Origin of the sequence: Myroides sp. WP-1, from assembly GCF_014145635.1 — a bacterium.
Taxonomy (GTDB): Bacteria; Bacteroidota; Bacteroidia; order Flavobacteriales; family Flavobacteriaceae; genus Flavobacterium.
The window spans coordinates 209,497-229,967 of the sequence record NZ_JACHTC010000003.1 but is presented as its reverse complement, the minus strand read 5'-3'; the positions used below and the strand labels follow the sequence as shown (position 1 = coordinate 229,967).

Genomic DNA, 20,471 nt, shown 5'->3' with positions numbered 1-20,471 from the left:
ATAATCCTACTTCGTACTGTACAAGTTGTTGTTTTGTTTAAAAACGATCAACTTTATTTAGGCATACTCCCTTGTTATTTTATTTCGATGTTCGTTGGATTTTTGCTGAGCCTCGATTTGTTTTTTAAAAGCTTCGTCTTTTGTCTCCTTGATTATGGCTAAAAAAAATAGCAGTAAACTTTCGCTTACTGCTATTCTAACTATGGATGTGTTAAAAGTATTATTCAATTCCTCCACCTAGTGAACGATACAATTGTACTAAAGTAGTCAATTGTGTTAGTTCTGTATTGATGTAGCTTAATTCTGCAGCAAGGGCACTTTCTCTAGCTGTTAATACATCTAAGTAAGTAGCCATACCTTGAACAAGCAATTCTTCTGAATACTGTGTTGCTAATTGATAAGCTTCGTATTCTTTCTTCTTTAAATCTAATTTGTTCGAAGCACTTTCATAGGTGTATAAAGCATCAGAAACTTCTTTTGAAGCAGTTAAGATTGCTTTTTTATACCCTAAGTAGGCTTGTTCTTTTTTAGATTGTGCAACTTGGTGTTGTGTTCTGATTTGTCTACCGTTTAATAAAGGTTGAGTTAAACCACCAATGAAGTTGGCGAAAATAGAGTTCGTGTTGAACAATTCGTCAAAATCAAGGCTTTGAAGTCCACCATTTGCTGTTAAACGCAAAGAAGGATAGAAATTAGCTCTTGCCACATTTGTCATTTCAAAAGCATTTACTAAACCATATTCAGCTGCTCTAACATCTGGACGGTTCGCTAATAACTGCATTGGAACACCTACTGTTAAATCAGTATTCACTTTTTGTGCACTTAGTTTTTCTCGTTTTATCTCACCAGGATTTTGCCCTAGTAAAATACTAAATGTGTTTTCAGTTATTTTGATGTTGTTGTTCAAATCAACGAGTAAAGCTTGTGCATTGTACAATTGTGCTTGCGTTTGTTTCACTGCGATTTCATCAACCTGTCCTGATTCTTTAAGCGCTAAAATAGTTTCTAAACTGTTTTTTCTATTGGCGATAGTAAGTTCAGTAATTTCTTTTTGCTTGTCTAATGCAGTTAATTGGAAATACGTCGTAGCAATAGTTGAAATCAATTGTGTTTTAACTGCTTGTTGAGCAGATACAGTCTGTAAATAGCTCGCCACAAAAGCTCTCTTATTACTTCTTAATTTTCCCCATACATCCAACTCCCAAGAAAACTGTCCTGTAATATCGTATAGATCTGTTTTTACGCGTTTGTCGCCACTTAAAATTCCCTGAGGACCATTTTTGGATTGTATACTGTGCGTATAGTTACCACCTACGCTCAAGGTAGGAGCATAACCCCATTTACCTTGTTGCATATAAGCTTGAGCAGCGTTGATGTTCTCAATTGCAATAAGCATATCCAGGTTATTTGCTAAACCTGTTTCAATATGTTGAATTAAGGTTTGGTCAGAGAATAACTCCTTCCATGACATAGTAGCCATGGAAAGAGAGTCTGAGGTATTGCTGCCTCTATATTGTTCCTCTTGAATAACATCGGGTCTATCATATTTCTTTGCAACTATACAAGATTGCATGGTAAGCCCTAATATAGCAACAGGAATAGCTCTGTATATATATGTTCTTTTCATTTTATTCAGACTTAATTTCTTCAAATTTAATTGGTTTAATTTTCTCTTGAAGATATTGGAATATCGCATACAATACTGGAATTACAAAAACTCCAATTACAGTACCAATCAATAGTCCAAATGCAGCACCTGTACCGATTGAGCGGTTTCCGATATAACCAACTCCACCTGCAAATACCAATGGCATTAACCCTAAGATAAACGCAAATGACGTCATTAGAATCGGTCTTAAACGAGCTTTAGCACCGTTAATTGCTGATTCTACAATCGATTCACCATGTCTTCTACGTTGAACGGCGAATTCCACAATTAAAATGGCATTCTTCGCAAGCAATCCAACGAGCATGACCAGGGCAATCTGGAAGTAGATATTGTTCTCTAATCCCGCAATTTTTTGTGCAAGGAAAGCTCCCATAATACCTGTTGGTAAAGATAAAATTACCGCAAATGGCAACATATAACTTTCATACTGTGCAGATAATAAGAAATAAACGAATACCACACACAAGAAGAAAATAAGGATTGTTTGGTTTCCTGCATTAATCTCCTCACGCGATAATCCCGTGAAGTCGATACCATAACCTGATGATAGGTTTTGTTGCGCTACTTCTTGAACTGCTTTAATCGCATCTCCCGAACTGAATCCTGGTTTTGGAGCTCCAGTAATGTTCGAAGATGTAAATAAGTTGTAACGGTTGATCGACTGTGGTCCATATACTTTCGTTAAGTTCACAAACTGTGTAATTGGAGCCATTTCTCCTGAACCTGTTCTTACGTAAATCTCATTTAAGCTATTTACATCTGAACGATATTCAGGTAATGATTGAACCATTACACGGAATTGCTTACCAAAGCGCGTAAAGTCAGCGGCGTAAATACCTCCGATATACCCTTGTAAAGCAGAGAAGATATCACTTACTAATACACCTGATTCTTTTGCTCTTGCTACATTTAAATCTAACTCATATTGTGCATAGTTAGTATTAAATGACGATTGTGCATACATGATTTCAGGACGTTGCATCAAGGCTCCTAAATACTCTTTTGATTTTTGATCAAAATCAGTTAAAGAACCTCCTGTTTTATCCAATAATTTTAACTCAAAACCAGATGACATACCGAAACCAGGAATACTTGGTGGCTGGAAGAAAATCATTCTTGCATCTTGGAATTGTGTTGCTGCTAATCCGAATAATTTTCCAATTACCACGTCAGTAGCCAATTCTGGTGCTTTTCTTTCTTTGAAGTCTTTCAACTTAATCATCGCCATACCGTAGTTTGACCCCTGACCGTTGATGAAAGAGAATCCCGATACAACAGTTACCCCGTCAACACCTGGAATTTGCTCTACAATTTTAGAGAATTCTCTCTGAATTGCTACCACACGGTCTTGAGAAGCTCCTGCAGGTAATTCGATGTTACCCATGATAAATCCACGGTCTTCGTTTGGTACGAATCCAGTTGGCATTGTTTTAGCTGAGTAGTAGGTAATTCCTAAACACGCAATTAAAACAATAAAAGTTAACCATTTGTGTCTTAATAGTAACTTAAATGAGTTACCATAACGTTCAGTAAGGCTGTTGAAAGCAATGTTGAACGCTCTAAAGAAACGTTGAAGAAGGTTTTTTCTCTTTCCGTTGTCAATTTCGTGATGTCTCAAGAATACCGCACATAAGGCCGGACTCAAAGTCAAGGCGTTTACTGCAGAAATTAAAATCGCAATAATTAAGGTAATACCAAACTGTTTATAGAATACCCCTGTAGGACCACTAATAAACGTTACTGGAATAAATACCGCCGCCATTACTAAGGTAATAGAGATAATCGCACCAGAAATTTCATCCATCGTACTCTTACTCGCTTCCAATGCATCTTCGCCTGTTGCTTCCATCTTCGCGTGGACGGCTTCCACCACAACGATGGCGTCATCCACCACAATACCAATGGCGAGTACTAGTGCGAATAGCGTTAGTAAGTTTAGAGAGAATCCAAAAACATTCAAGAAGAAAAACGTACCTACAATCGAAACCGGAACGGCAATCAATGGAATTAACGTGGATCTAAAGTCTTGTAAGAAAATGTACACAACGAAGAATACCAAGATAAAGGCTTCAATCAACGTGCTAACTACCTTACTAATCGATGCATCCAAGAATTCGTTGGTATCCATCAAAACTTTATAGTGAATTCCTTGAGGGAAGTTTTTTGATAGTTCTTGTAATTCGTGGTGTAAGTTTTTGTTAATCTCCTGTGCGTTTGATCCTGGCGTTTGGTAAATCGCCATGGCAACCGCTGGGTGTCCGTCTAGTTCCGAGTTTCCTACGTAAGACATGGCACCTAATTCAATTTTAGCAACATCTTTTAGCAATAAAACCTGCCCGTTTGCTAATGACTTAACAACAATATTCTCATATTGTTCTTGTGTTTTGTATTTACCGCTATACTTGATAACATATTGGAATGCTTCCGCATTGTTTTCACCCAATTGTCCAGCAGCAGCCTCCAAACTCTGTTCGTTTAATACGCGAACAACATCAGAAGGCACTAAGCCATAGGCTTTCATTTTTGATGGTTCAATCCAAATACGCATTGAGTAGTTACGTGAACCAAACGCTTGCGCATCTCCAACACCACTTACACGTTTCAACTCCGGAATAACGTTAATATTCATGTAGTTTTGGATGTAAATCGCATCGTAGTTCGGATTGTCAGAATAGAACGAAAGGAACATCAAAGCACTGGTTTGTTGCTTTTGTGTCGTTACCCCCGAACGTGTAACCTCTGCAGGTAAAAGTGGAGTAGCACGTGCCACACGGTTTTGTACGTTTACTGCAGCAATATCAGGGTCAACCCCTTGTTTAAAGATTACTTGAATACTCGCACTACCATCATTACTGGCAGTAGAAGTAATGTAATCCATGTTTTCCACCCCGTTTACTTGCTCTTCAATCGGAATGATCACACTTTGCATCACAGTCTCAGCATTCGCACCAGGATAACTGGCGTTAATCTGCACTGTAGCAGGCGCAATATCAGGATATTGCGTCACAGGAAGTGCGGTTAATCCCAGCACCCCTAAGATTACTATTAGGATAGAAATAACTGTCGATAGAACAGGTCTTTCAATAAATGTCTTTAACATAGTTTAGAATGTTGATTTGTAGTTGTTGATCTCTTCAATTGAAGTAGGTGTTGGCGTAATAGCCGAACCATTGCGTAACGTACCTAATCCTGTACCAACAATAGTTTGTCCTTTTTCCAATCCTGATTTTACAACTGCTAATTTGTTCACGCGGTCAATTACTTCGATCGGTGTCGATTTTACCGTGTCATTTTCTACTTTGTACACATATACTTGACCTTGTTGCTCAAACGTAGACGATTCAGGAACAACCATTACATCTTTATACGTTTGTGGAACTAGTAGGGTACCACTGTTTCCTGTGCTCAAGATGCGCTCTTTGTTCGGGAACGCAGCACGTACTTGTACTGTACCTGTAGCTGTGTTGATTTGCCCGCTGATTGTTTCAATTTTACCTGTATATTGGTAAGTAGAACCATTAGCTAACTGTAATTTTACTTCAGGTAAATGTCCTAACTTTTCTTTTAGTGAATTTCCTTCGATTTTTTCTAAGAAATTGAAGTACTCTTTTTCATTCATTGAAAAATAAGCAAATACCTCACTGTCGTCTGAAACTACAGTTAACGGAGTTGGATCACTAGGTGAAATTAACGCCCCTTCACGGAAAGCAATCGCTCCTACAATCCCGTCTATTGGGCTTCTAACAATCGAGAAATCAATATTAGCAACTACGCTGTTGTAATTTGCTTTTGCTGATGCTAATTGACTTTGTGCACTCGCTAAATTGGCTTTAGCTGTCTCTAGTTGGATATTGCTTACAATTCCTTTTTGAACTAAAGGAACTAATTTGTCAACATTTACTTGTGCAACATTTACTTGCGCTTCAGCAGTGCGGATAGCTGCTTTACTAGCATCTGCATTTTGTGATAAAATATTCGTTTCTAAACGGAATAAAGGTTGTCCTTTTTTAACAATAGCTCCTTCATCTACATATACCTCTTGAATATATCCTGTTATTTTTGCGCGAACGCTACTAGTAACTTTACCTTGTAGGGTAGTTGGATAAGAAGTATGACCAACAACGTCTTGTGTTGGAACTTGAACAACTTTGTATGGCATTGGACCTTGCCCTCCTTGAGCTTGCTCTTTCTTACCGCAAGAAATTACGGCTAGTGACGAAAGAGAACCAAGAACGATAGTATGCAAATAACGTTTCATATATAAATTACTGGTTTGTACTTTTTAATTTTTCTATTGTGTTTGCTAACTGAATTTTACTGTTTTCTAAATGCTCTGTGTAGAGCTTCATCTTTGCTTGACAGTTGTTTGTGTTAATTAAGCCTTCTTCTGCAAAGCCAACTAGCTTGGAGGTTAAAGCGGATTCTCTGTCTAACATATTTCTAATCAACTCTAATCGTGTAGTAATGAAATTGGCGTTTAAGCGAAAAAATCGCTTCCGTTCGTCAATTTTATTGAAATGCTCGATTTGATTGTTGCTGATTAGTAAATTTAAACTTGTAGATACTGAACTTTTGCTGGCGTTTAACCGTTCTACAAGTTCGTCAAATGTGACACCGTCTCTGTTGTTGTTGAACATGATGTAGGTATAGATCTGCGCCGTAAGAGGCGAGAAATGATAAACCACTTCATGATGTGCACAGAAGTCTTGAAACAAATCGACTAATCTTTGATCGTATTGCATTATGGAAATAACTCTTAATAATAATTATACTGGGCAAAGATAGTGTTAGTTTTGTTCTTACCGAACCAAACAAACTTAAAGTTCTCTTAAATTATGTAGACGTCGTCCAAATAATGTGGGAAGTCAATGTTAAAAAGAGATGGCGGAGGATTGTCTGTTTTTTATTTTAGCTTTTTTAGCTTTAAAAATGTAAAAAATATTTCGTTTAATTGTTTTTAAAGATGTCTTTTGTTGTGTAATTCTGAGTATTTGATAAAGAAAAAAGGGTTTTAGAATTGATTAGATCTTCCCAAAAGAGTCGTTTAAAAACCGTTCGTCATAAATTTGCAGTGAAAAAGACCTCAATCTTCAGTTGTGCCATAAAATAAATAGCATAGAGAAATAGAAATAGAATCTTCTTGCAGAAAGAAAGTCGGAAATAGCCTTTTTTTTTAAGGAGTGTGTTTGTGTATATCTTGTTGATATTCTGTAAGAAGAAAAGAAATAAAAAAAATGATGAAAAAATCTTTTTTTATTTCTTGCATAAAATTTGAAAAATGCCTTATATTTGCATCCACAATTGCGGAAGTAGCTCAGTTGGTAGAGCTCCAGCCTTCCAAGCTGGTTGTCGCGAGTTCGAGCCTCGTCTTCCGCTCCAAAACTTGATGAAAGTTTTCAAAGATCATCACCTGCGGAAGTAGCTCAGTTGGTAGAGCTCCAGCCTTCCAAGCTGGTTGTCGCGAGTTCGAGCCTCGTCTTCCGCTCCAAAACTTGATGAAAGTTTTTAAAGATCATCACCTGCGGAAGTAGCTCAGTTGGTAGAGCTCCAGCCTTCCAAGCTGGTTGTCGCGAGTTCGAGCCTCGTCTTCCGCTCCAAATAAAAAAGCCTGCATTAGCAGGCTTTTTTATTTTAAAGTACTTAAATCTGTGTAGGGCTCAACTTCATAAGCCGCTTTGTTTTGTTCGAAAATACGAGCCGTTAAGGTTCCTTCTAAAATAATTCTATCACCAGAAACCCTTAACCAACTTCCTTCTCTCAATCCGACAACAGGTTGTGAATTAATTGTGTGAAATTCGTTGATTCGCGTTTCTCGGGTTTCTCCCATATGAGTGGAACCTTCTATTGGATCTAAATAATGCGGGTTAATATTGAAAGGTACAAATCCAAATGTCTTGAATGAAGGTGGATAGGTAATTGGCATATCGTTGGTTGTTTCCATTGTTAAACCGCAAATATTACTTCCTGCGCTACATCCTAAATAAGGTGTTCCTTGCTGTACTACTTCCGTAATGGTAGATATCAAATCATGAGCATAAAGTTGCTTAACTAATAAAAAGGTATTCCCTCCTCCAGTAAAAATCCCTGCTGCCTGTTGAATTGCCTCTTTGGGATTGTCAAATTCATGAAGTCCTTTTACTTGTACTTGGATTGATTCAAATGCCTCACGTACTTTTTGTGTATATTCATCATGACTGATCCCACTAGGACGTGCATATGGGATAAATACAATTGTAGACCCTGGCGTAAAATGGGTCTGTAGGGTAGGTAGTAAGTACTCCAAATAACTTTGGTTGTAAATTGTTGAGGTACTTGCTATGATTATGTTTCTCATGCTTATTTTGTTAGATATAACAAAAGTAGGGTTTATTCGTCAAATGAAAAAAATGGTTTCTTTTCTTGATATTTTATATTTAACATAACTTTACACGATTAAAATTTTGCTTTCTGTGATTATAAGATATTTTTACAGACCTTATTAATATATTAGTAGATGAAATTAGCTTTAACCTTTTTGTTATTTATAATAGGTGCGGGAGTTTTTGCCCAAGATAGAGTAGCTTTGCACGGGAAAATTGTATCTCGAAGCAAAGATCTACAGGGTATTTACGTATCTAATATTAATACGGGTGATGCGCTAATGACAGAACAGGGTGGATACTTTAAAATCAAAGCTCAAGAGAATGATACTTTAATGTTTTCGGGTCCGTTATTTATCGGATATCGCTATGTTCTAGATGATATCGACTTTAAACGTGATATCGTACTAATTCCGCTTGAACCAAATGATTTAAATAGACAGTTGAATGAAATTGTTATTACACATATATCTTCCGCTTCTTTGGGGTTAGTTCCAGAATATTCTAGACGTTATACACCGGCAGAAAGGCGTTTGTATACCGCTACTTCTAGTCCGGGTGGAGCGGGAATTGCTATTCCTGTTGACGCGATTGTCAATTGGATCAGTGGACGTACCGCTATGTTGAAAAAAGCATTGAAGTATGAAAAGCAGGAGATGAGAAAAGAGAAGTTTTTGAATATTATGGATGAGTATGTATTGATTAAAGATTACAGTATCCCTAAAGAATATGTTGTTGGTTTTGCTTATTTCGTTTCCGATGACGATATTATGTCGGGTTATTTGACTTCTAGTGCTACAGAGCGAGATAAAATTTCTTCTAGAACAGGTGTGTTAGCCCTTGAATTCCTTGATTTACTTGGAGATAAATTAAGAGAAGATAGTAAAAAGAACACTTTAACAATCGAATAGAGAAATTTATAACGACAGAAGTCGAGTAAAAAATAATAAACTTTGTAGATTTGTATCTTAACTAAAAACAGCGTTATGTTTGGAATAGGAGGAGGAGAATTTTTTTTTATCATATTAATCATTTTAATGCTTTTTGGTTCTGATAAAGTTCCAGAAATGGCCAGAGCTTTTGGTAAGTTTATGGCACAGATAAAAAATGCAACCAACGATATTAAAAGCGAGATCAATAAAAGCGCAGAAGAATCAGGTATTAAAAAAGATTTTGAAGAAGCGCTAGATTTGAATGCAGATATTAACCCGATTAAAGATATTCAACAGGAGATTGAGAAACAAAAAGAGGATATCGAAAATATTACGGGACCAATTAAAAGGAGGAATTAATGTTAGATAAACTGGTACAACTAGATAAGGAACTACTGATATTTTTTAATGGACTAGGAAGCGAAGCTTACGATCCCTTTTGGTTGTTTGTTACCAAACAATTAAATTGGATTCCCTTCTTTTTGCTGTTGGTTTATTTGACATACAAAAAAGTGTCAATTAAAAAACTAGGGGTAATTATTTTGTTGTTAGCTGGTTTAGTTGCATTTACGGATCAGATGACTAACTTGGTAAAATATACAGTAGCTCGTCCAAGACCATGTAATACAGAAGATATTCAAGCCTTGATTCGCGTGGTGAAATGTAGCCCAACTTTGAGTTTCTTTTCCGGACATGCTTCAAATTCTATGGCTAATATGGTATTCATGTTTATGGTGTTGAGACGCTATTACAAACATGCCTATTTAGTCTTCCTATTTCCACTAATATTCGCTTATAGTAGAATTTATTTAACCATGCATTTTCCATTTGATATTCTTGTAGGTTATTGTTTTGGATTATTATCAGGAACATTATTCTACCAAATCTTTTTGTGGATTGAGAGAAAGTACAACGATAAATTAATATAGAAAAAAGGGATTTGGTTTAGCCAAATCCCTTTTTTTATCGTACTCTCGATACCGTTAACCCATCTCGTATAGGTAGTAAAATAGTTTCTACTCGAGGATCTTCTTTTAAAAGTTTATTGTATTGATCTAATGCAAGAGTGCTTTTGTCATTCGCTTTGATTTCTTCAATTACCTTACCTGACCATAACACATTGTCTGAAAGAATAATTCCTCCAGGATTCATTTTTTCAATCACCAATTCGAAATACTTGCTGTAATTTTTCTTATCTGCATCAATGAAAACCAAATCGTATTTTTTGTCTAGTTGAGGAATAATGTCTAAAGCACTTCCAACGTGTTGAATAATTTGTTGTCCATAGGGAGATAGATCGAAATACTTGCGTTGAAAATCATATAACTCTTCATTGACATCAATGGTGTCCAATGTGCCATTGTCTCGTAAACCTTCTGCTAAGCTCAAGGTTGCATACCCTGTAAAAGTTCCTATTTCTAAAATGTTGGTTGGATATACTAATTTGGAAATCATACTCAAAAAACGCCCTTGAAAATGTCCGCTTAACATTCTAGGTTGTAAGACTTTTTGATGGGTTTCTTTGTCAAGTTGAGCGAGTAATGCTGGTTCATTTTCGCTGTGATTTGCCGCGTAATCTTCTAATTCTTTAGATATAAAATGCATAGGTGAAACAAATTAATTTAGGGTTTGATCTTGCAAAGATAAAAGGCTTTTGAGAATTCAGTACTATTTTAGCGATTTTCTCCTAATTAAGAAGGATACTGTAAACTAAGAGAAAAAAATGCTAAATTTAACTACAAACAAGAAAGAATAGTTATGAAAATACTTTGGAAATTTTTAAAAGGGTTGATAATTGCTTGTGCAGCAATTGTTGTTTTGGCCTATGTGTTTAAAGTGGATTATTTGTTTACTGCAGTGCGTACGATTTATTTTAATGGATATAAAACGGCTTTTTTAGATGATTACCACTATTTTCCAACGAGAGAAATTCCAGTAGGAGAAACACAACTTTGGCCTATTGCAAAGGATTATAACTCGGTTGAGCCTACTCAAGTATTGGCAGATACTCATAAAGAATTGCAGACCATCGCTTTTTTGATTATTAAAAATGACAGTATTTGGCACGAAAGTTATTATGATGGATATACGGCAAATAGTAAAACCAATTCTTTTTCGATGGCGAAGAGCGTGGTATCCGCTGCTTTAGGAAAAGCGTTACAACGAGGAGAAATTAAAAGCCTAGATGATAAAGTGATTACCTATCTTCCCGAATTAAAAGGGAAATACAAAGACGAAGTAACTGTTGGCGATTTGTCTTCAATGGCTTCTGGTTTGGATTGGGATGAAGGATATTATAGTCCATTTTCGGTGGTAACTCAAGCGTATTTTGACAAAGATTTGAGAAAGGTTATGCTCGGATTGGAAATCAAAGACAAGCCAGGGCAAAACTTTATTTATAAAAGTGGAGACACACAGCTATTGGCTATGGTTTTAGAAAAGGCAACAGGTAAAACATTGTCAGCCTATGTTTCGGATTATTTTTGGAAGCCTATGGGAGCAGAAAATGATGCGCTGTGGCAAATTGATCACAAAGGCGATGGTATTGAGAAATCTTACTGTTGTTTTACAAGTGGAGCGAGAGATTTTGCGCGTTTTGGAAAACTATATAAAGACTTTGGAAAATGGAAAGGCGAACAACTTCTCGATAGTACCTTTGTAGCTCAGTCGATCGTTCCTCGATTTGAATCTAGTCCGGAGTATGGGTATGGATGGTGGTTGAAAAACTACAGAGATCAAGATTTCTTTTATATGCGTGGGCATTTAGGGCAATTTACTATTGTTTCACCTAAGGATAATGTTATTATTGTTCGCTTAGGTCATATAAAGGGATTACAAACGGAAGAAGATCCGCACAGCAATGACTTGTATACCTATATTGATGAAGCTTATGCTATGTTAGCCCAACGAAAACAATAAAGATGGTAGAGCAAATGAACGTATCACATATTTTGTTTCTCGATATTGAAACGGTTCCCCAGGAACGAGAATTCAATATATTGGATGAAGAAGTACAACAGTTGTATGAAGAAAAAACGCGGTATCAACGAAAAGGAGAAATTCCAGTTGAGGAGTTCTATTCACATGCAGGTATATGGGCTGAATTTGGCATGATTGTTTGTATTTCTGTAGGCTATTTTACTTATAAAATGGGGGAGCGTCAGTTTAGAACAACTTCGTTTGTAGGAGAAGAAAAACAAATACTACACGATTTTGCTAATCTTTTGAATACGCATTTTAATCGAAATGAACATTTGTTGTGTGGGCATAATGCCAAAGAATTTGATTTTCCTTATATCGCACGTAGAATGATTATTCACGGGTTGAAAATTCCAGCTAAATTAAATTTAATGGGCAAGAAACCTTGGGAAGTACCGCACTTAGACACAATGGAAATGTGGAAATTCGGAGATTACAAACATTATACTTCCCTTAAATTACTAGCTCATATTTTACAGATACCTTCTCCAAAAGATGATATTAATGGAGCTGATGTAGCGCGGGTTTACTACCAAGAACAAGATATTGACCGAATTGCGCGTTATTGTGAAAAAGATGTCATTACAGTGGCTCAAATTTTATTGCGATTAAGAGGAGAGATAGGTTTAACCGAAGACGAACTGATTTCTGTTTAAAAAAAAAGAGTTAAAAATATTGGAAAACTTGCTTTTTATAAAAAAATAATTTCTAGCTTTGTACGCAGTAAAAATCAGAGAAAAATACACAATGTTAACAATTCAGTCTTATTTTCATAAATCAATGTGGTGTTCAGCGCAAGAGGTGAGTGAATTGGGATTGTTATTTTAAAAACGAAAAGTAATAGTAACTATATACAAAAGCCTCTGTTTGATTGACAGAGGCTTTTTTTTTAATACAATGAAAACACAAATTCAGTATATATCGAACCCATTATGTTATATGTGGATGTTTATTAAACATTCGCCTAATCGCTCGTTACCAGAACTGAAGCAAGAATCCTTGTGTTTTTTTAATTAAAAAAATAGATTCAATGTAATATTTCAAGTCCTTTTGGTAACGTACGACGACCAAAAGGACTTTTTTTTTGAGGTAAAGTGTCGTGATGAAAACAAAAAATAAAAAAGTAAAATGAGCAAAAAAGTAGTAAAAGTATTGGGGTTTTCAGTAAGAGAAAGTCAGTTAGCCATCAAAACAGCGAATTTTTCATTCACAGTTCGAGATGGAAAGGAATTAGTCAGAGAAGCACAAGTAGATTCAGAAGAATTGTTGTTGGCTAAATTGGCGGGGAGTATCCACGCTGTAGGAAATTTATTGGGGTCTACATTGAATGTAGATTTAAAATCAATCCAAATTGAAGTAAGTGGGGAATTGCGCGATAGTCTGAAGCAAGAAGGAGTAAATGCGGGTGCATTTAGACAAATTGATGTGATTGTTAAACCAACATCAACAGCGTCTATTGTGGTGTTGAAAGAGTGGATGGACGCGGTTAAATTAGCTTGTCCTGTATTTGCTAATTTCAAACAACAAACACCTACTATTGTTACTTTGGTAAAGGAATATGATCATGTAAATGTGGCGTAGTATGATAGAGATTTGTTTTTTAATTGTGGTTTAATGTGCGATTGTTGTTATTGGTACTAATGGCACGTTAAATCACAATTAATTATCTTATTTTTGTTTGAAGACACTTTATATCCTTACCTATGTCAGAACAGAAACCATTGCTTACCGTTGAAAATCTCCGCGTTAGTTTTAAACAAAACAAAGAGTGGAAGACAATTGTTCACGGGGCTTCTTTTACACTTTATCCCAATCAGATTTTGGGAATTGTTGGAGAATCGGGTTCTGGCAAATCGGTCACTTCTTTAGCGATTATGCGATTACTTGCTGAAAATCAAAGTAAAATTGAAGGAAAGATTTGTTTTGAAGGAGAGGATTTAACCACCTATTCAGAAAAAGAATACCGTCACATACGCGGAAATAAAATCGCGATGATTTTTCAAGAACCGATGAGTGCTCTAAATCCTTCAATGCGTTGTGGTTATCAGGTAGAAGAGATGTTGCGTTTACATACCGAATTAAAGGGAAGTGCGCTCAAGAAAAAAGTACTTGAACTCTTTGAGCAAGTGAAATTACCTGCACCAGAAGAGGCTTATGTGAAGTATCCTCATCAATTGTCAGGTGGACAAAAACAACGTATCGTCATTGCGATGGCTATTGCTTGTAAACCTACTATACTCATCGCAGATGAACCTACAACGGCCTTGGACGTAACGGTTCAAAAAGACATTATCCTATTGCTCCAATCGCTACAAGCTGAAACAAAAATGGCTATGATTTTTATTTCGCATGACCTGGGTTTAGTCTCTAGTATTGCAGATGAAGTCATGGTAATGTACCAAGGAAATGCGGTAGAAAAAGGACCAACAGCGGAAGTCTTTAATCAGCCAAAAGAGCGGTATACACAAGCTTTGATAGCTGCTCGTCCCTCTAGTGAAATACGATTAAAACGCTTGCCTACGATTCGGGATTTCGTGGAAAATACTGTACCACAGGAAGCAATCTCAACAGAAGAACGCCAGCAAATACACGCGAAACTTTATGCAAATCCTCCGCTTTTAGTAGTTAAAGATGTAGCAAAAGATTATATTTCTAGCGTCGGATTATGGGGTAAGAAATCATTTCGCGCCTTGAATCAGATTAATTTTGAGGTGTACGAAGGAGAAACATTGGGTTTGGTCGGCGAAAGTGGTTGTGGAAAATCAACTTTAGGAAATGCTATACTACAGCTAGATCCCGCTTCGTCAGGGGCTATTTTTTATCAAGGAGTGGATATCACCCAATTACGCGGTAAAGCCCTTCGAGCTTTGAGAAAGGATATTCAAATTATTTTTCAAGATCCTTTTTCTTCCTTAAATCCCAAGTTAACAGTCGGACAAGCCATTATGGAACCCATGATTGTACACGGTTTATTTGGCAATAAAAAAGAGAAAAAACAAAAAGTACTCGACCTTTTAACGCAAGTGGGATTAACAGCAGAAGCTTTTGATCGCTATCCGCATGAATTTTCGGGAGGTCAACGACAACGAATTGGAATTGCACGTACTATTGCCGTAAATCCTAAATTAATTATTTGCGACGAATCTGTTTCTGCTTTGGATATTTCTGTTCAGGCACAAGTGCTGAACTTACTCAATGAACTAAAAGAAAAATATCAGTTTACCTATATCTTTATTTCTCATGATTTGGCTGTAGTGAAGTATATGTCAGATCAAGTAATGGTGATGAATAAAGGACAAGTTGAAGAAATGGAGGAAGCAGATGCTTTGTATGCCAATCCTAAAACGCCTTATACCAAGAAGTTGATAGCCTCTATTTTGGAGTAGGGTTACTTAATAAAATCCACAATATAGGAAAGATGTAGGCGAGATAGGCGAGATCAAATACACTGTTGTGCAGAAGTTCATTAAAGCCGACACGATTCCAAAATTGAATAAACAAGGTTATACTCAAAGTTCCTGTAATAAGTAAAGTATAAAAGAAAAAATCATCATTAAATTTCTTGATATAAAAACTCAAGATTAAGGGAGCTAAAAAGACAAACAGTATATGGTAAATTGAAGTATACGACGTTTGTAATACAAGAGGATTGTATTCTTTTAAAGTTTCTAAATCGGGAACGGCATAAAATACAAATAGGATGAGCAGAATTGATGTGACAAGAAAACTAACGGAGAATCGCAGTTGCTTTTTAATGTTCAACTGACAGAATGGAGCAAAGAAATATAAGGCAAGAGGAATATAAGTAAAACCTCTCGTTAGGACTAAAATACTGATGCCAATAGCTAAACCAATTTCTTTCTTATAGATTTCTTGTTTAAAATAATGGTTCCATAACATAATAAAGCAGAGAACAATAATCATGTTAGACATAAAGTCACTAATAACTGCAATCTCGTACCAAAAAGGAATAGATAGACCTAAAAGTAAAAGAATAAAAAACGCTCGTTGACGCTTAAAAACTTTATAAAGAGTAAAAGCGAGAAAGAGAAAAGAGAAAGCCTGAAAATATCCCACATCTCCTAACAGATAGAAGGGAATCCCCAATAATAGCAAACCTGGAAAATTAGAGGTTCTTCCACCTAAGTGATCAATAGCAGTATAAGGATACTCACCTGTAAATATCGCCCGAATGGCTACTTCCATAGCAGACCATCGATCTACATTTAAGGCGTAACGATCTACATACTTGGTAAGAAACAGAATCCCACCAAGTATAATGCAAACGAGGAGAATATAAATTATGCTATTTAATTTTGACAGGAGTTTGTATATAATCGTCTTTCCTCCTAAAAAACACACTTGAAGAACAGTTAAGCCAATGATTATAGGTAGAAGAGGTAGGTTGTATTTCGTTCCGTATTTAAGTAAGTATAGGAGGTTAATTACAATAAATAGTGAAGAAAATATAATATATTTTAAATTATAATAGTTCATTTTGTACAATATACAGGAGGGGTGAATATTTTAGATATAATATTAAAATAAAAAAATGAAATCTAAATTGTTTGTTTTGTTAATTTTGGAAAAATAAATTATTAATAATGAAAAAATTATTCCCTTACTTACTTTTATTATTCATTGCGCTTTTTACAAGTTGTAATAGCGATGATACTGCAGTCCCTTCTTACAAGAAAATTACCGAGGAGCAAAAGAAACTTTTATTAGGTAATTGGCAATTGGTGCAGTATTCAGGCCCTGAGGGTGAATCATTCAATTTGTTTGACTCGGGTGTCTTAATTACATATTCCTTTTTGCCAGAGGGAAAATTAAAGGTTGACAATCAGTCAAATAGATTTATTGAGACGATGAGGTATTCGTCGGGATTTACAAGAACAGGCGAGTTTACTCATTTGTTTGACTATGTCAAGCAATGGGATGATCAAGAGAATAAGAGAGAAAAACTATATATTAATTCCTCTTTTAATTCCATGGCTTTTGACCTCAAAGTAACACAAGAACAATTAATTCTAATCAGTGAAGAGGGAGAAGAATTTGTGTATAAGAGAATGTTTGGGGGAACAGCATATCCAACAATTTCAGAGGAGGAAAAGTTGGCAATTATAGGACAATGGGAATTGATCTATATACAGGCTTTTGACGGAACCTCAAGAAAATTTACGGCAAAGGAAGTCGTGATATATGATTTTTCGATGTACGATATGCTTGTGATTAACAATAGATCTGCTGAAAAGAAGGGAGATTATTTTGATCGATATATACAAACGGATATTTTGAACTACTACTATCAGTTTGATTTTTTGAGGAACAACAGGGAGATTTTAGCCGTAGAGAACTTAGGGCAATACGTTATGCACGTAACGCATGAGGAACTTTTTTTATATCATTTTGATGGCGATATAATTAAATTAGTTCGCATAGAATAAAATAAGAGAAACAAAAAGGTCTAAAGCAATGCTTTAGACCTTTTGTGTATTAAAATCCTTGATATTCAACTTCTTTTTCGTTGCTTACTTTTAATTTAGCAGTTAGTTAAATGATTTTGAAACTTATTGTTGTGTGCACCATTGTAGTAGGACATAAGTTAATTATTTGCGAGGAATTTGTTTCTACTTTTGATAGTTCTAATTAAGCTTAATTAGCCGTGATAAATAAAGGGCAACTGGAAGAAATGTAAGAGGTTGATACCTTGTATGTTGATCCTCAAATGCTTTGATGTCAATAAATTTAGTGTATTTATTTTAGATTAGTTGAAAATAATCCTATGAAGGAGTGGTTAATAAGATGGTTTTTGTTAATTTTGCAAAAATATAAGCAACTTTTCTGTTTTTTGAATTTAAAGAGAAAGTGTACGTTTTAAATGAAGTATTGAAAAAAGTAATAAAAAAGAATAATTAAATTTTTATTATGAAGAAGATTGTATCTTATTTATGTTTGTTTTTCCTCATTTTTTGTAACGCATGTAACAGTGATGATTCCTCAACGAATTCATATCAACAGATATCTAAAGAAGAGAAAGAGTTGTTGCTTGGCAATTGGCAATTAGTAAATTATTCCAATCTTCATGGTGACGCTATAGATTTTATAAAAGAAGGTATTTTGATTTATCATTATCACACTCCGACAAATGTCGTTGAAATCAAAAATGTGAACTCGGTGGAATTGAAGGTGGAACTTAATGTTTTTTGGAGGAGTTTAAAGATGATGACTACGTCTAATGTAGGATTACAATATCTGTTTACTCAAGTTGAACAAGAGGAGAAAGGAAAATTCACTAAAGAAAAAATATTTTTTTTACACCATGTTGGGATATTTGATTTAAAGGTCAGTTCTGATGAATTGATTCTAACCGAACATGATGGAGAAATGTATACTTTTAGAAAAGTTAGTGGTGGTGGTACTGAGTATCCTAAAATTTCAGATAAAGATAAATGGGGGCTTAAGGGGATGTGGAAGTTAGAATATATTCAGGCATTTAATGGAGAAAAGAGAATTTTTGAGCAGCATGAGGAAGTATATTATTATTTTCCAAGTTGGATAGACGAGGTTATAGTAATTAATCCATCGAATTTAACGAATGAAGTGTTTGATCAGCTGATAATACCTAGAACATTAACGTATTCTTTTCGCTATGACTTTGAGAGGGAAAAACGAGAAGTGCTTAAAATCAATAAATTAGGAATGTATAGGATGCAAATCGAAAATGATAAATTAACGCTTACGCAAAATGATGCTTATATTCTTGTTTTCCATAAGGAAGAAAAATAAATCAATAAAATAAAAAAGGTCTAAAGCATTGCTTTAGACCTTTTGTGTATTAAAATCCTTGATATTCAACTTCTTTTTCGTCGAAAACAATGCCGTTTTCTTCTAGTTCTTTTAGAATAGGAGCGTAAACTTCCTCTTCAATAGGCATTTGTACCCCTGGTGTACTGATAATTCCTTTTAGAATTTTCAGAGCAGCAATGGCAAGTGGTAGACCAACTGTTTTGGCCATGGCTGTATACGTTTGGTCGTCTCCAATACAAATCATCGTTGAGTCAATTTGTTTGTTTTCACCATTTAATTCATAGCCAATTTTGTGGTACATCACAATCATGTCTTTGTCTTCCGGATCTAAAGTCCAACTATCTGCTAAGATTCTTTCTAGAATTTGTGCAGGAGTAGCATTCTTTAAACCGATTATTTTATTCGGATTGAAAAGATCTAATTCTAATAATTTTTCCCAAACAATATCATCTTGATCGATGTTCAACGCCAATCTCAATTTTGTTTCAACCGTATCTGTTGGATGGTACGGTAAATACAAGTTGATGAATTCGCGGTAAGACATCGTTTCTGAGTTGTCAATTACATAAGAATCATCTGTAATACCTAGTTCAACAAATAAATTCCATGCTCTAGAATATCCTACACGACGAATCGTTCCTCTAAATATTGTTTTGGCGTCATCTAATCCGTAAACACTTTGGTATTTCAATGAATCGCGGTTTGCATACGCTTCGAACTTACCGTATCCCTCTACATTTAAGAATTCAGTACGTCTGAAAACTTTATTGTAGGGAATGTATTTGTATTGTCCTTCTTGAATGAATTTTGCAGCACCACCTTGACCTGCTAAAACTACGTTACGTGGATTCCAAGTGAATTTGTAGTTCCACAAGTTATTGTCCGATTCAGGAGCCATTAATCCTCCACAAAAAGATTCAAAAGAGATTACTTTTCCTCCTTTATCTTTTACTTCGTGTATGATTTTCATCGCACTCATGTGATCAATTCCAGGATCTAGTCCTATCTCATTCATGAACACCAAATTATTCGCCTTCACTTCTTCGTCTAGCGCAGCCATTGCTGGGCTAATATAAGATGCTGTGGCTAAGTGTTTTTTGAAACGAACACAATCTTTTGCCAATTCAATATGTAATGCTGCAGGTAGCATTGAAATCACAATGTCAGATTGTTGAACCAATTCTTGTCTTTGTTCTGTATTAAATAAATCAAATTCCTTTGCCGTAGCATTCGGATGTCCCATTGCTTTTTTCTCCGCAAGTGCTAAAGATAAATCGCAGATGGTTAAATGAAGGTTTTCTGTCGTAGATTTTTCAAGTAAATACTTGATCATTGAAGAGGCAGAACGGCCAGCGCCTACGATTAATATTTCTTTCATTATTCTGTTTTTGGTTGTTTTACGAGTTACGAAAGTAAGGAATTATATAATGAGAGGGGATAAAATTTGCTAAAAATATTTTGCTTGAAAAGGAGAAAGAAGAAGATACTAGATTTATCCGAAAGCAACTGTTTTGTGTGAAAAAAATAAATTTGGTTGAGATAAAGAGAGAAATGGAAAGAGGTGATGCTAAGTCTTTTTTGAGGTGAATGTTTTTTGAGTTAGCTATAGGAAGCGAGATACTAAATTGGAAAGAAGCGAAGGAAAAGGAAAAATGCTCCAATATTTCCCTTAATGCGAATGTTTTATTTCTGTAGAGGGATAAATTGTATAGATTTATTTTC

The 20,471-nt window shown here is 35.4% G+C and carries 17 protein-coding genes and 3 tRNA genes; 12 read left to right on the top strand and 8 right to left on the bottom strand.

Going from position 1 to position 20,471, the window contains the following annotated elements; all coding sequences use genetic code 11:
• Positions 1 to 220 precede the first annotated feature (220 nt).
• Genes H4K33_RS04520 through H4K33_RS04505 form a run of 4 tightly spaced genes read right to left on the bottom strand, consistent with a single transcriptional unit; the run spans position 221 to position 6,411 of the window.
• Positions 221 to 1,627, bottom strand: a complete 1,407-nt coding sequence (locus H4K33_RS04520) for an efflux transporter outer membrane subunit (protein ID WP_182647285.1) — start codon at positions 1,625 to 1,627, stop codon at positions 221 to 223.
• A gap of 1 nt (position 1,628) precedes the next feature.
• Positions 1,629 to 4,769 carry an efflux RND transporter permease subunit gene (locus H4K33_RS04515; protein ID WP_182647284.1) on the bottom strand — a complete coding sequence of 1,047 codons (3,141 nt, stop codon included), beginning with the start codon at positions 4,767 to 4,769 and terminating at the stop codon, positions 1,629 to 1,631.
• A gap of 3 nt (positions 4,770 to 4,772) precedes the next feature.
• Positions 4,773 to 5,927: an efflux RND transporter periplasmic adaptor subunit gene (locus H4K33_RS04510; RefSeq protein ID WP_182647283.1), complete on the bottom strand. Its 1,155-nt coding sequence runs from the start codon at positions 5,925 to 5,927 to the stop codon at positions 4,773 to 4,775.
• A 7-nt stretch (positions 5,928 to 5,934) separates the two neighbouring features.
• A complete protein-coding gene (locus tag H4K33_RS04505) occupies positions 5,935 to 6,411 on the bottom strand; it encodes a GbsR/MarR family transcriptional regulator (RefSeq protein ID WP_182647282.1) in 477 nt (158 codons plus the stop codon).
• Between the two features lie 561 nt (positions 6,412 to 6,972).
• Between H4K33_RS04505 and H4K33_RS04500 the strand changes: the two genes are divergently transcribed.
• The 3 genes from H4K33_RS04500 (at position 6,973) to H4K33_RS04490 (ending at position 7,266) form a co-directional block, all read left to right on the top strand.
• Positions 6,973 to 7,048: transfer RNA gene (locus H4K33_RS04500), tRNA-Gly, on the top strand.
• A 33-nt stretch (positions 7,049 to 7,081) separates the two neighbouring features.
• Positions 7,082 to 7,157: transfer RNA gene (locus H4K33_RS04495), tRNA-Gly, on the top strand.
• A gap of 33 nt (positions 7,158 to 7,190) precedes the next feature.
• A tRNA-Gly gene (locus H4K33_RS04490) sits at positions 7,191 to 7,266 on the top strand.
• 29 nt (positions 7,267 to 7,295) lie between these two features.
• On the opposite strand, the gene pepE is transcribed toward H4K33_RS04490, so the two are convergent.
• Positions 7,296 to 8,003 (bottom strand): dipeptidase PepE, encoded by a 708-nt coding sequence (pepE, locus tag H4K33_RS04485; protein ID WP_182647281.1) that lies wholly within the window; start codon positions 8,001 to 8,003, stop codon positions 7,296 to 7,298.
• Positions 8,004 to 8,162: 159 nt separating this feature from the next.
• Between pepE and H4K33_RS04480 the strand changes: the two genes are divergently transcribed.
• The 3 genes from H4K33_RS04480 (at position 8,163) to H4K33_RS04470 (ending at position 9,889) form a co-directional block, all read left to right on the top strand.
• Positions 8,163 to 8,939: a hypothetical protein gene (locus H4K33_RS04480; RefSeq protein WP_182647280.1), complete on the top strand. Its 777-nt coding sequence runs from the start codon at positions 8,163 to 8,165 to the stop codon at positions 8,937 to 8,939.
• A gap of 75 nt (positions 8,940 to 9,014) precedes the next feature.
• A complete protein-coding gene (locus tag H4K33_RS04475) occupies positions 9,015 to 9,320 on the top strand; it encodes a twin-arginine translocase TatA/TatE family subunit (protein ID WP_182647279.1) in 306 nt (101 codons plus the stop codon).
• Positions 9,320 to 9,889 (top strand): phosphatase PAP2 family protein, encoded by a 570-nt coding sequence (locus H4K33_RS04470; protein WP_182647278.1) that lies wholly within the window; start codon positions 9,320 to 9,322, stop codon positions 9,887 to 9,889. The genes H4K33_RS04475 and H4K33_RS04470 overlap by 1 nt, the downstream gene beginning before the upstream one ends.
• Before the next feature lie 34 nt (positions 9,890 to 9,923).
• On the opposite strand, the gene H4K33_RS04465 is transcribed toward H4K33_RS04470, so the two are convergent.
• The gene (locus tag H4K33_RS04465) at positions 9,924 to 10,565 is read right to left on the bottom strand and encodes an O-methyltransferase (RefSeq protein ID WP_182647277.1); all 642 of its coding nucleotides are present in this window, start codon (positions 10,563 to 10,565) and stop codon (positions 9,924 to 9,926) included.
• Between the two features lie 153 nt (positions 10,566 to 10,718).
• On the opposite strand from H4K33_RS04465, the gene H4K33_RS04460 reads away from it, so the two are divergent.
• The 4 genes from H4K33_RS04460 to H4K33_RS04445 all read left to right on the top strand — a co-directional run bounded on the left by H4K33_RS04460 (position 10,719) and on the right by H4K33_RS04445 (position 15,325).
• Complete coding sequence (locus H4K33_RS04460) at positions 10,719 to 11,879, top strand: serine hydrolase (protein ID WP_182647276.1); 1,161 nt, start codon at positions 10,719 to 10,721, stop codon at positions 11,877 to 11,879.
• A 2-nt stretch (positions 11,880 to 11,881) separates the two neighbouring features.
• Positions 11,882 to 12,595, top strand: a complete 714-nt coding sequence (locus tag H4K33_RS04455) for a 3'-5' exonuclease (protein ID WP_182647275.1) — start codon at positions 11,882 to 11,884, stop codon at positions 12,593 to 12,595.
• 472 nt (positions 12,596 to 13,067) lie between these two features.
• Positions 13,068 to 13,520 (top strand): OsmC family protein, encoded by a 453-nt coding sequence (locus H4K33_RS04450; RefSeq protein WP_182647274.1) that lies wholly within the window; start codon positions 13,068 to 13,070, stop codon positions 13,518 to 13,520.
• A 122-nt stretch (positions 13,521 to 13,642) separates the two neighbouring features.
• A complete protein-coding gene (locus tag H4K33_RS04445) occupies positions 13,643 to 15,325 on the top strand; it encodes an ABC transporter ATP-binding protein (RefSeq protein ID WP_182647273.1) in 1,683 nt (560 codons plus the stop codon).
• Here the strand turns inward: H4K33_RS04445 and H4K33_RS04440 are convergent.
• Positions 15,312 to 16,436 (bottom strand): hypothetical protein, encoded by a 1,125-nt coding sequence (locus H4K33_RS04440; protein WP_182647272.1) that lies wholly within the window; start codon positions 16,434 to 16,436, stop codon positions 15,312 to 15,314. The genes H4K33_RS04445 and H4K33_RS04440 overlap by 14 nt on opposite strands.
• A gap of 107 nt (positions 16,437 to 16,543) precedes the next feature.
• On the opposite strand from H4K33_RS04440, the gene H4K33_RS04435 reads away from it, so the two are divergent.
• Both H4K33_RS04435 and H4K33_RS04430 read left to right on the top strand, forming a co-directional pair.
• On the top strand, positions 16,544 to 17,386 hold the full coding sequence (locus tag H4K33_RS04435; protein WP_182647271.1) for a hypothetical protein: 843 nt from the start codon (positions 16,544 to 16,546) through the stop codon (positions 17,384 to 17,386).
• A 481-nt stretch (positions 17,387 to 17,867) separates the two neighbouring features.
• Positions 17,868 to 18,728 carry a hypothetical protein gene (locus H4K33_RS04430; protein WP_182647270.1) on the top strand — a complete coding sequence of 287 codons (861 nt, stop codon included), beginning with the start codon at positions 17,868 to 17,870 and terminating at the stop codon, positions 18,726 to 18,728.
• Between the two features lie 49 nt (positions 18,729 to 18,777).
• Here the strand turns inward: H4K33_RS04430 and H4K33_RS04425 are convergent, their stop codons facing one another.
• Complete coding sequence (locus tag H4K33_RS04425; protein ID WP_182647269.1) at positions 18,778 to 20,127, bottom strand: saccharopine dehydrogenase family protein; 1,350 nt, start codon at positions 20,125 to 20,127, stop codon at positions 18,778 to 18,780.
• Positions 20,128 to 20,471: the final 344 nt, after the last annotated feature.

Coding starts and splice junctions, on each gene's coding strand:
- H4K33_RS04460 (WP_182647276.1), top strand. CDS start 10,719: ATGAAAATACTTTGGAAATTTTTAAAAGGGTTGATAATTGCTTGTGCA.
- H4K33_RS04450 (WP_182647274.1), top strand. CDS start 13,068: ATGAGCAAAAAAGTAGTAAAAGTATTGGGGTTTTCAGTAAGAGAAAGT.
- H4K33_RS04435 (WP_182647271.1), top strand. CDS start 16,544: ATGAAAAAATTATTCCCTTACTTACTTTTATTATTCATTGCGCTTTTT.
- H4K33_RS04515 (WP_182647284.1), bottom strand. CDS start 4,769: ATGTTAAAGACATTTATTGAAAGACCTGTTCTATCGACAGTTATTTCT.
- H4K33_RS04520 (WP_182647285.1), bottom strand. CDS start 1,627: ATGAAAAGAACATATATATACAGAGCTATTCCTGTTGCTATATTAGGG.
- pepE (WP_182647281.1), bottom strand. CDS start 8,003: ATGAGAAACATAATCATAGCAAGTACCTCAACAATTTACAACCAAAGT.
- H4K33_RS04465 (WP_182647277.1), bottom strand. CDS start 10,565: ATGCATTTTATATCTAAAGAATTAGAAGATTACGCGGCAAATCACAGC.
- H4K33_RS04510 (WP_182647283.1), bottom strand. CDS start 5,927: ATGAAACGTTATTTGCATACTATCGTTCTTGGTTCTCTTTCGTCACTA.
- H4K33_RS04480 (WP_182647280.1), top strand. CDS start 8,163: ATGAAATTAGCTTTAACCTTTTTGTTATTTATAATAGGTGCGGGAGTT.
- H4K33_RS04445 (WP_182647273.1), top strand. CDS start 13,643: ATGTCAGAACAGAAACCATTGCTTACCGTTGAAAATCTCCGCGTTAGT.
- H4K33_RS04470 (WP_182647278.1), top strand. CDS start 9,320: ATGTTAGATAAACTGGTACAACTAGATAAGGAACTACTGATATTTTTT.
- H4K33_RS04430 (WP_182647270.1), top strand. CDS start 17,868: ATGAAGAAGATTGTATCTTATTTATGTTTGTTTTTCCTCATTTTTTGT.
- H4K33_RS04440 (WP_182647272.1), bottom strand. CDS start 16,436: ATGAACTATTATAATTTAAAATATATTATATTTTCTTCACTATTTATT.
- H4K33_RS04475 (WP_182647279.1), top strand. CDS start 9,015: ATGTTTGGAATAGGAGGAGGAGAATTTTTTTTTATCATATTAATCATT.
- H4K33_RS04455 (WP_182647275.1), top strand. CDS start 11,882: ATGGTAGAGCAAATGAACGTATCACATATTTTGTTTCTCGATATTGAA.
- H4K33_RS04425 (WP_182647269.1), bottom strand. CDS start 20,127: ATGAAAGAAATATTAATCGTAGGCGCTGGCCGTTCTGCCTCTTCAATG.
- H4K33_RS04505 (WP_182647282.1), bottom strand. CDS start 6,411: ATGCAATACGATCAAAGATTAGTCGATTTGTTTCAAGACTTCTGTGCA.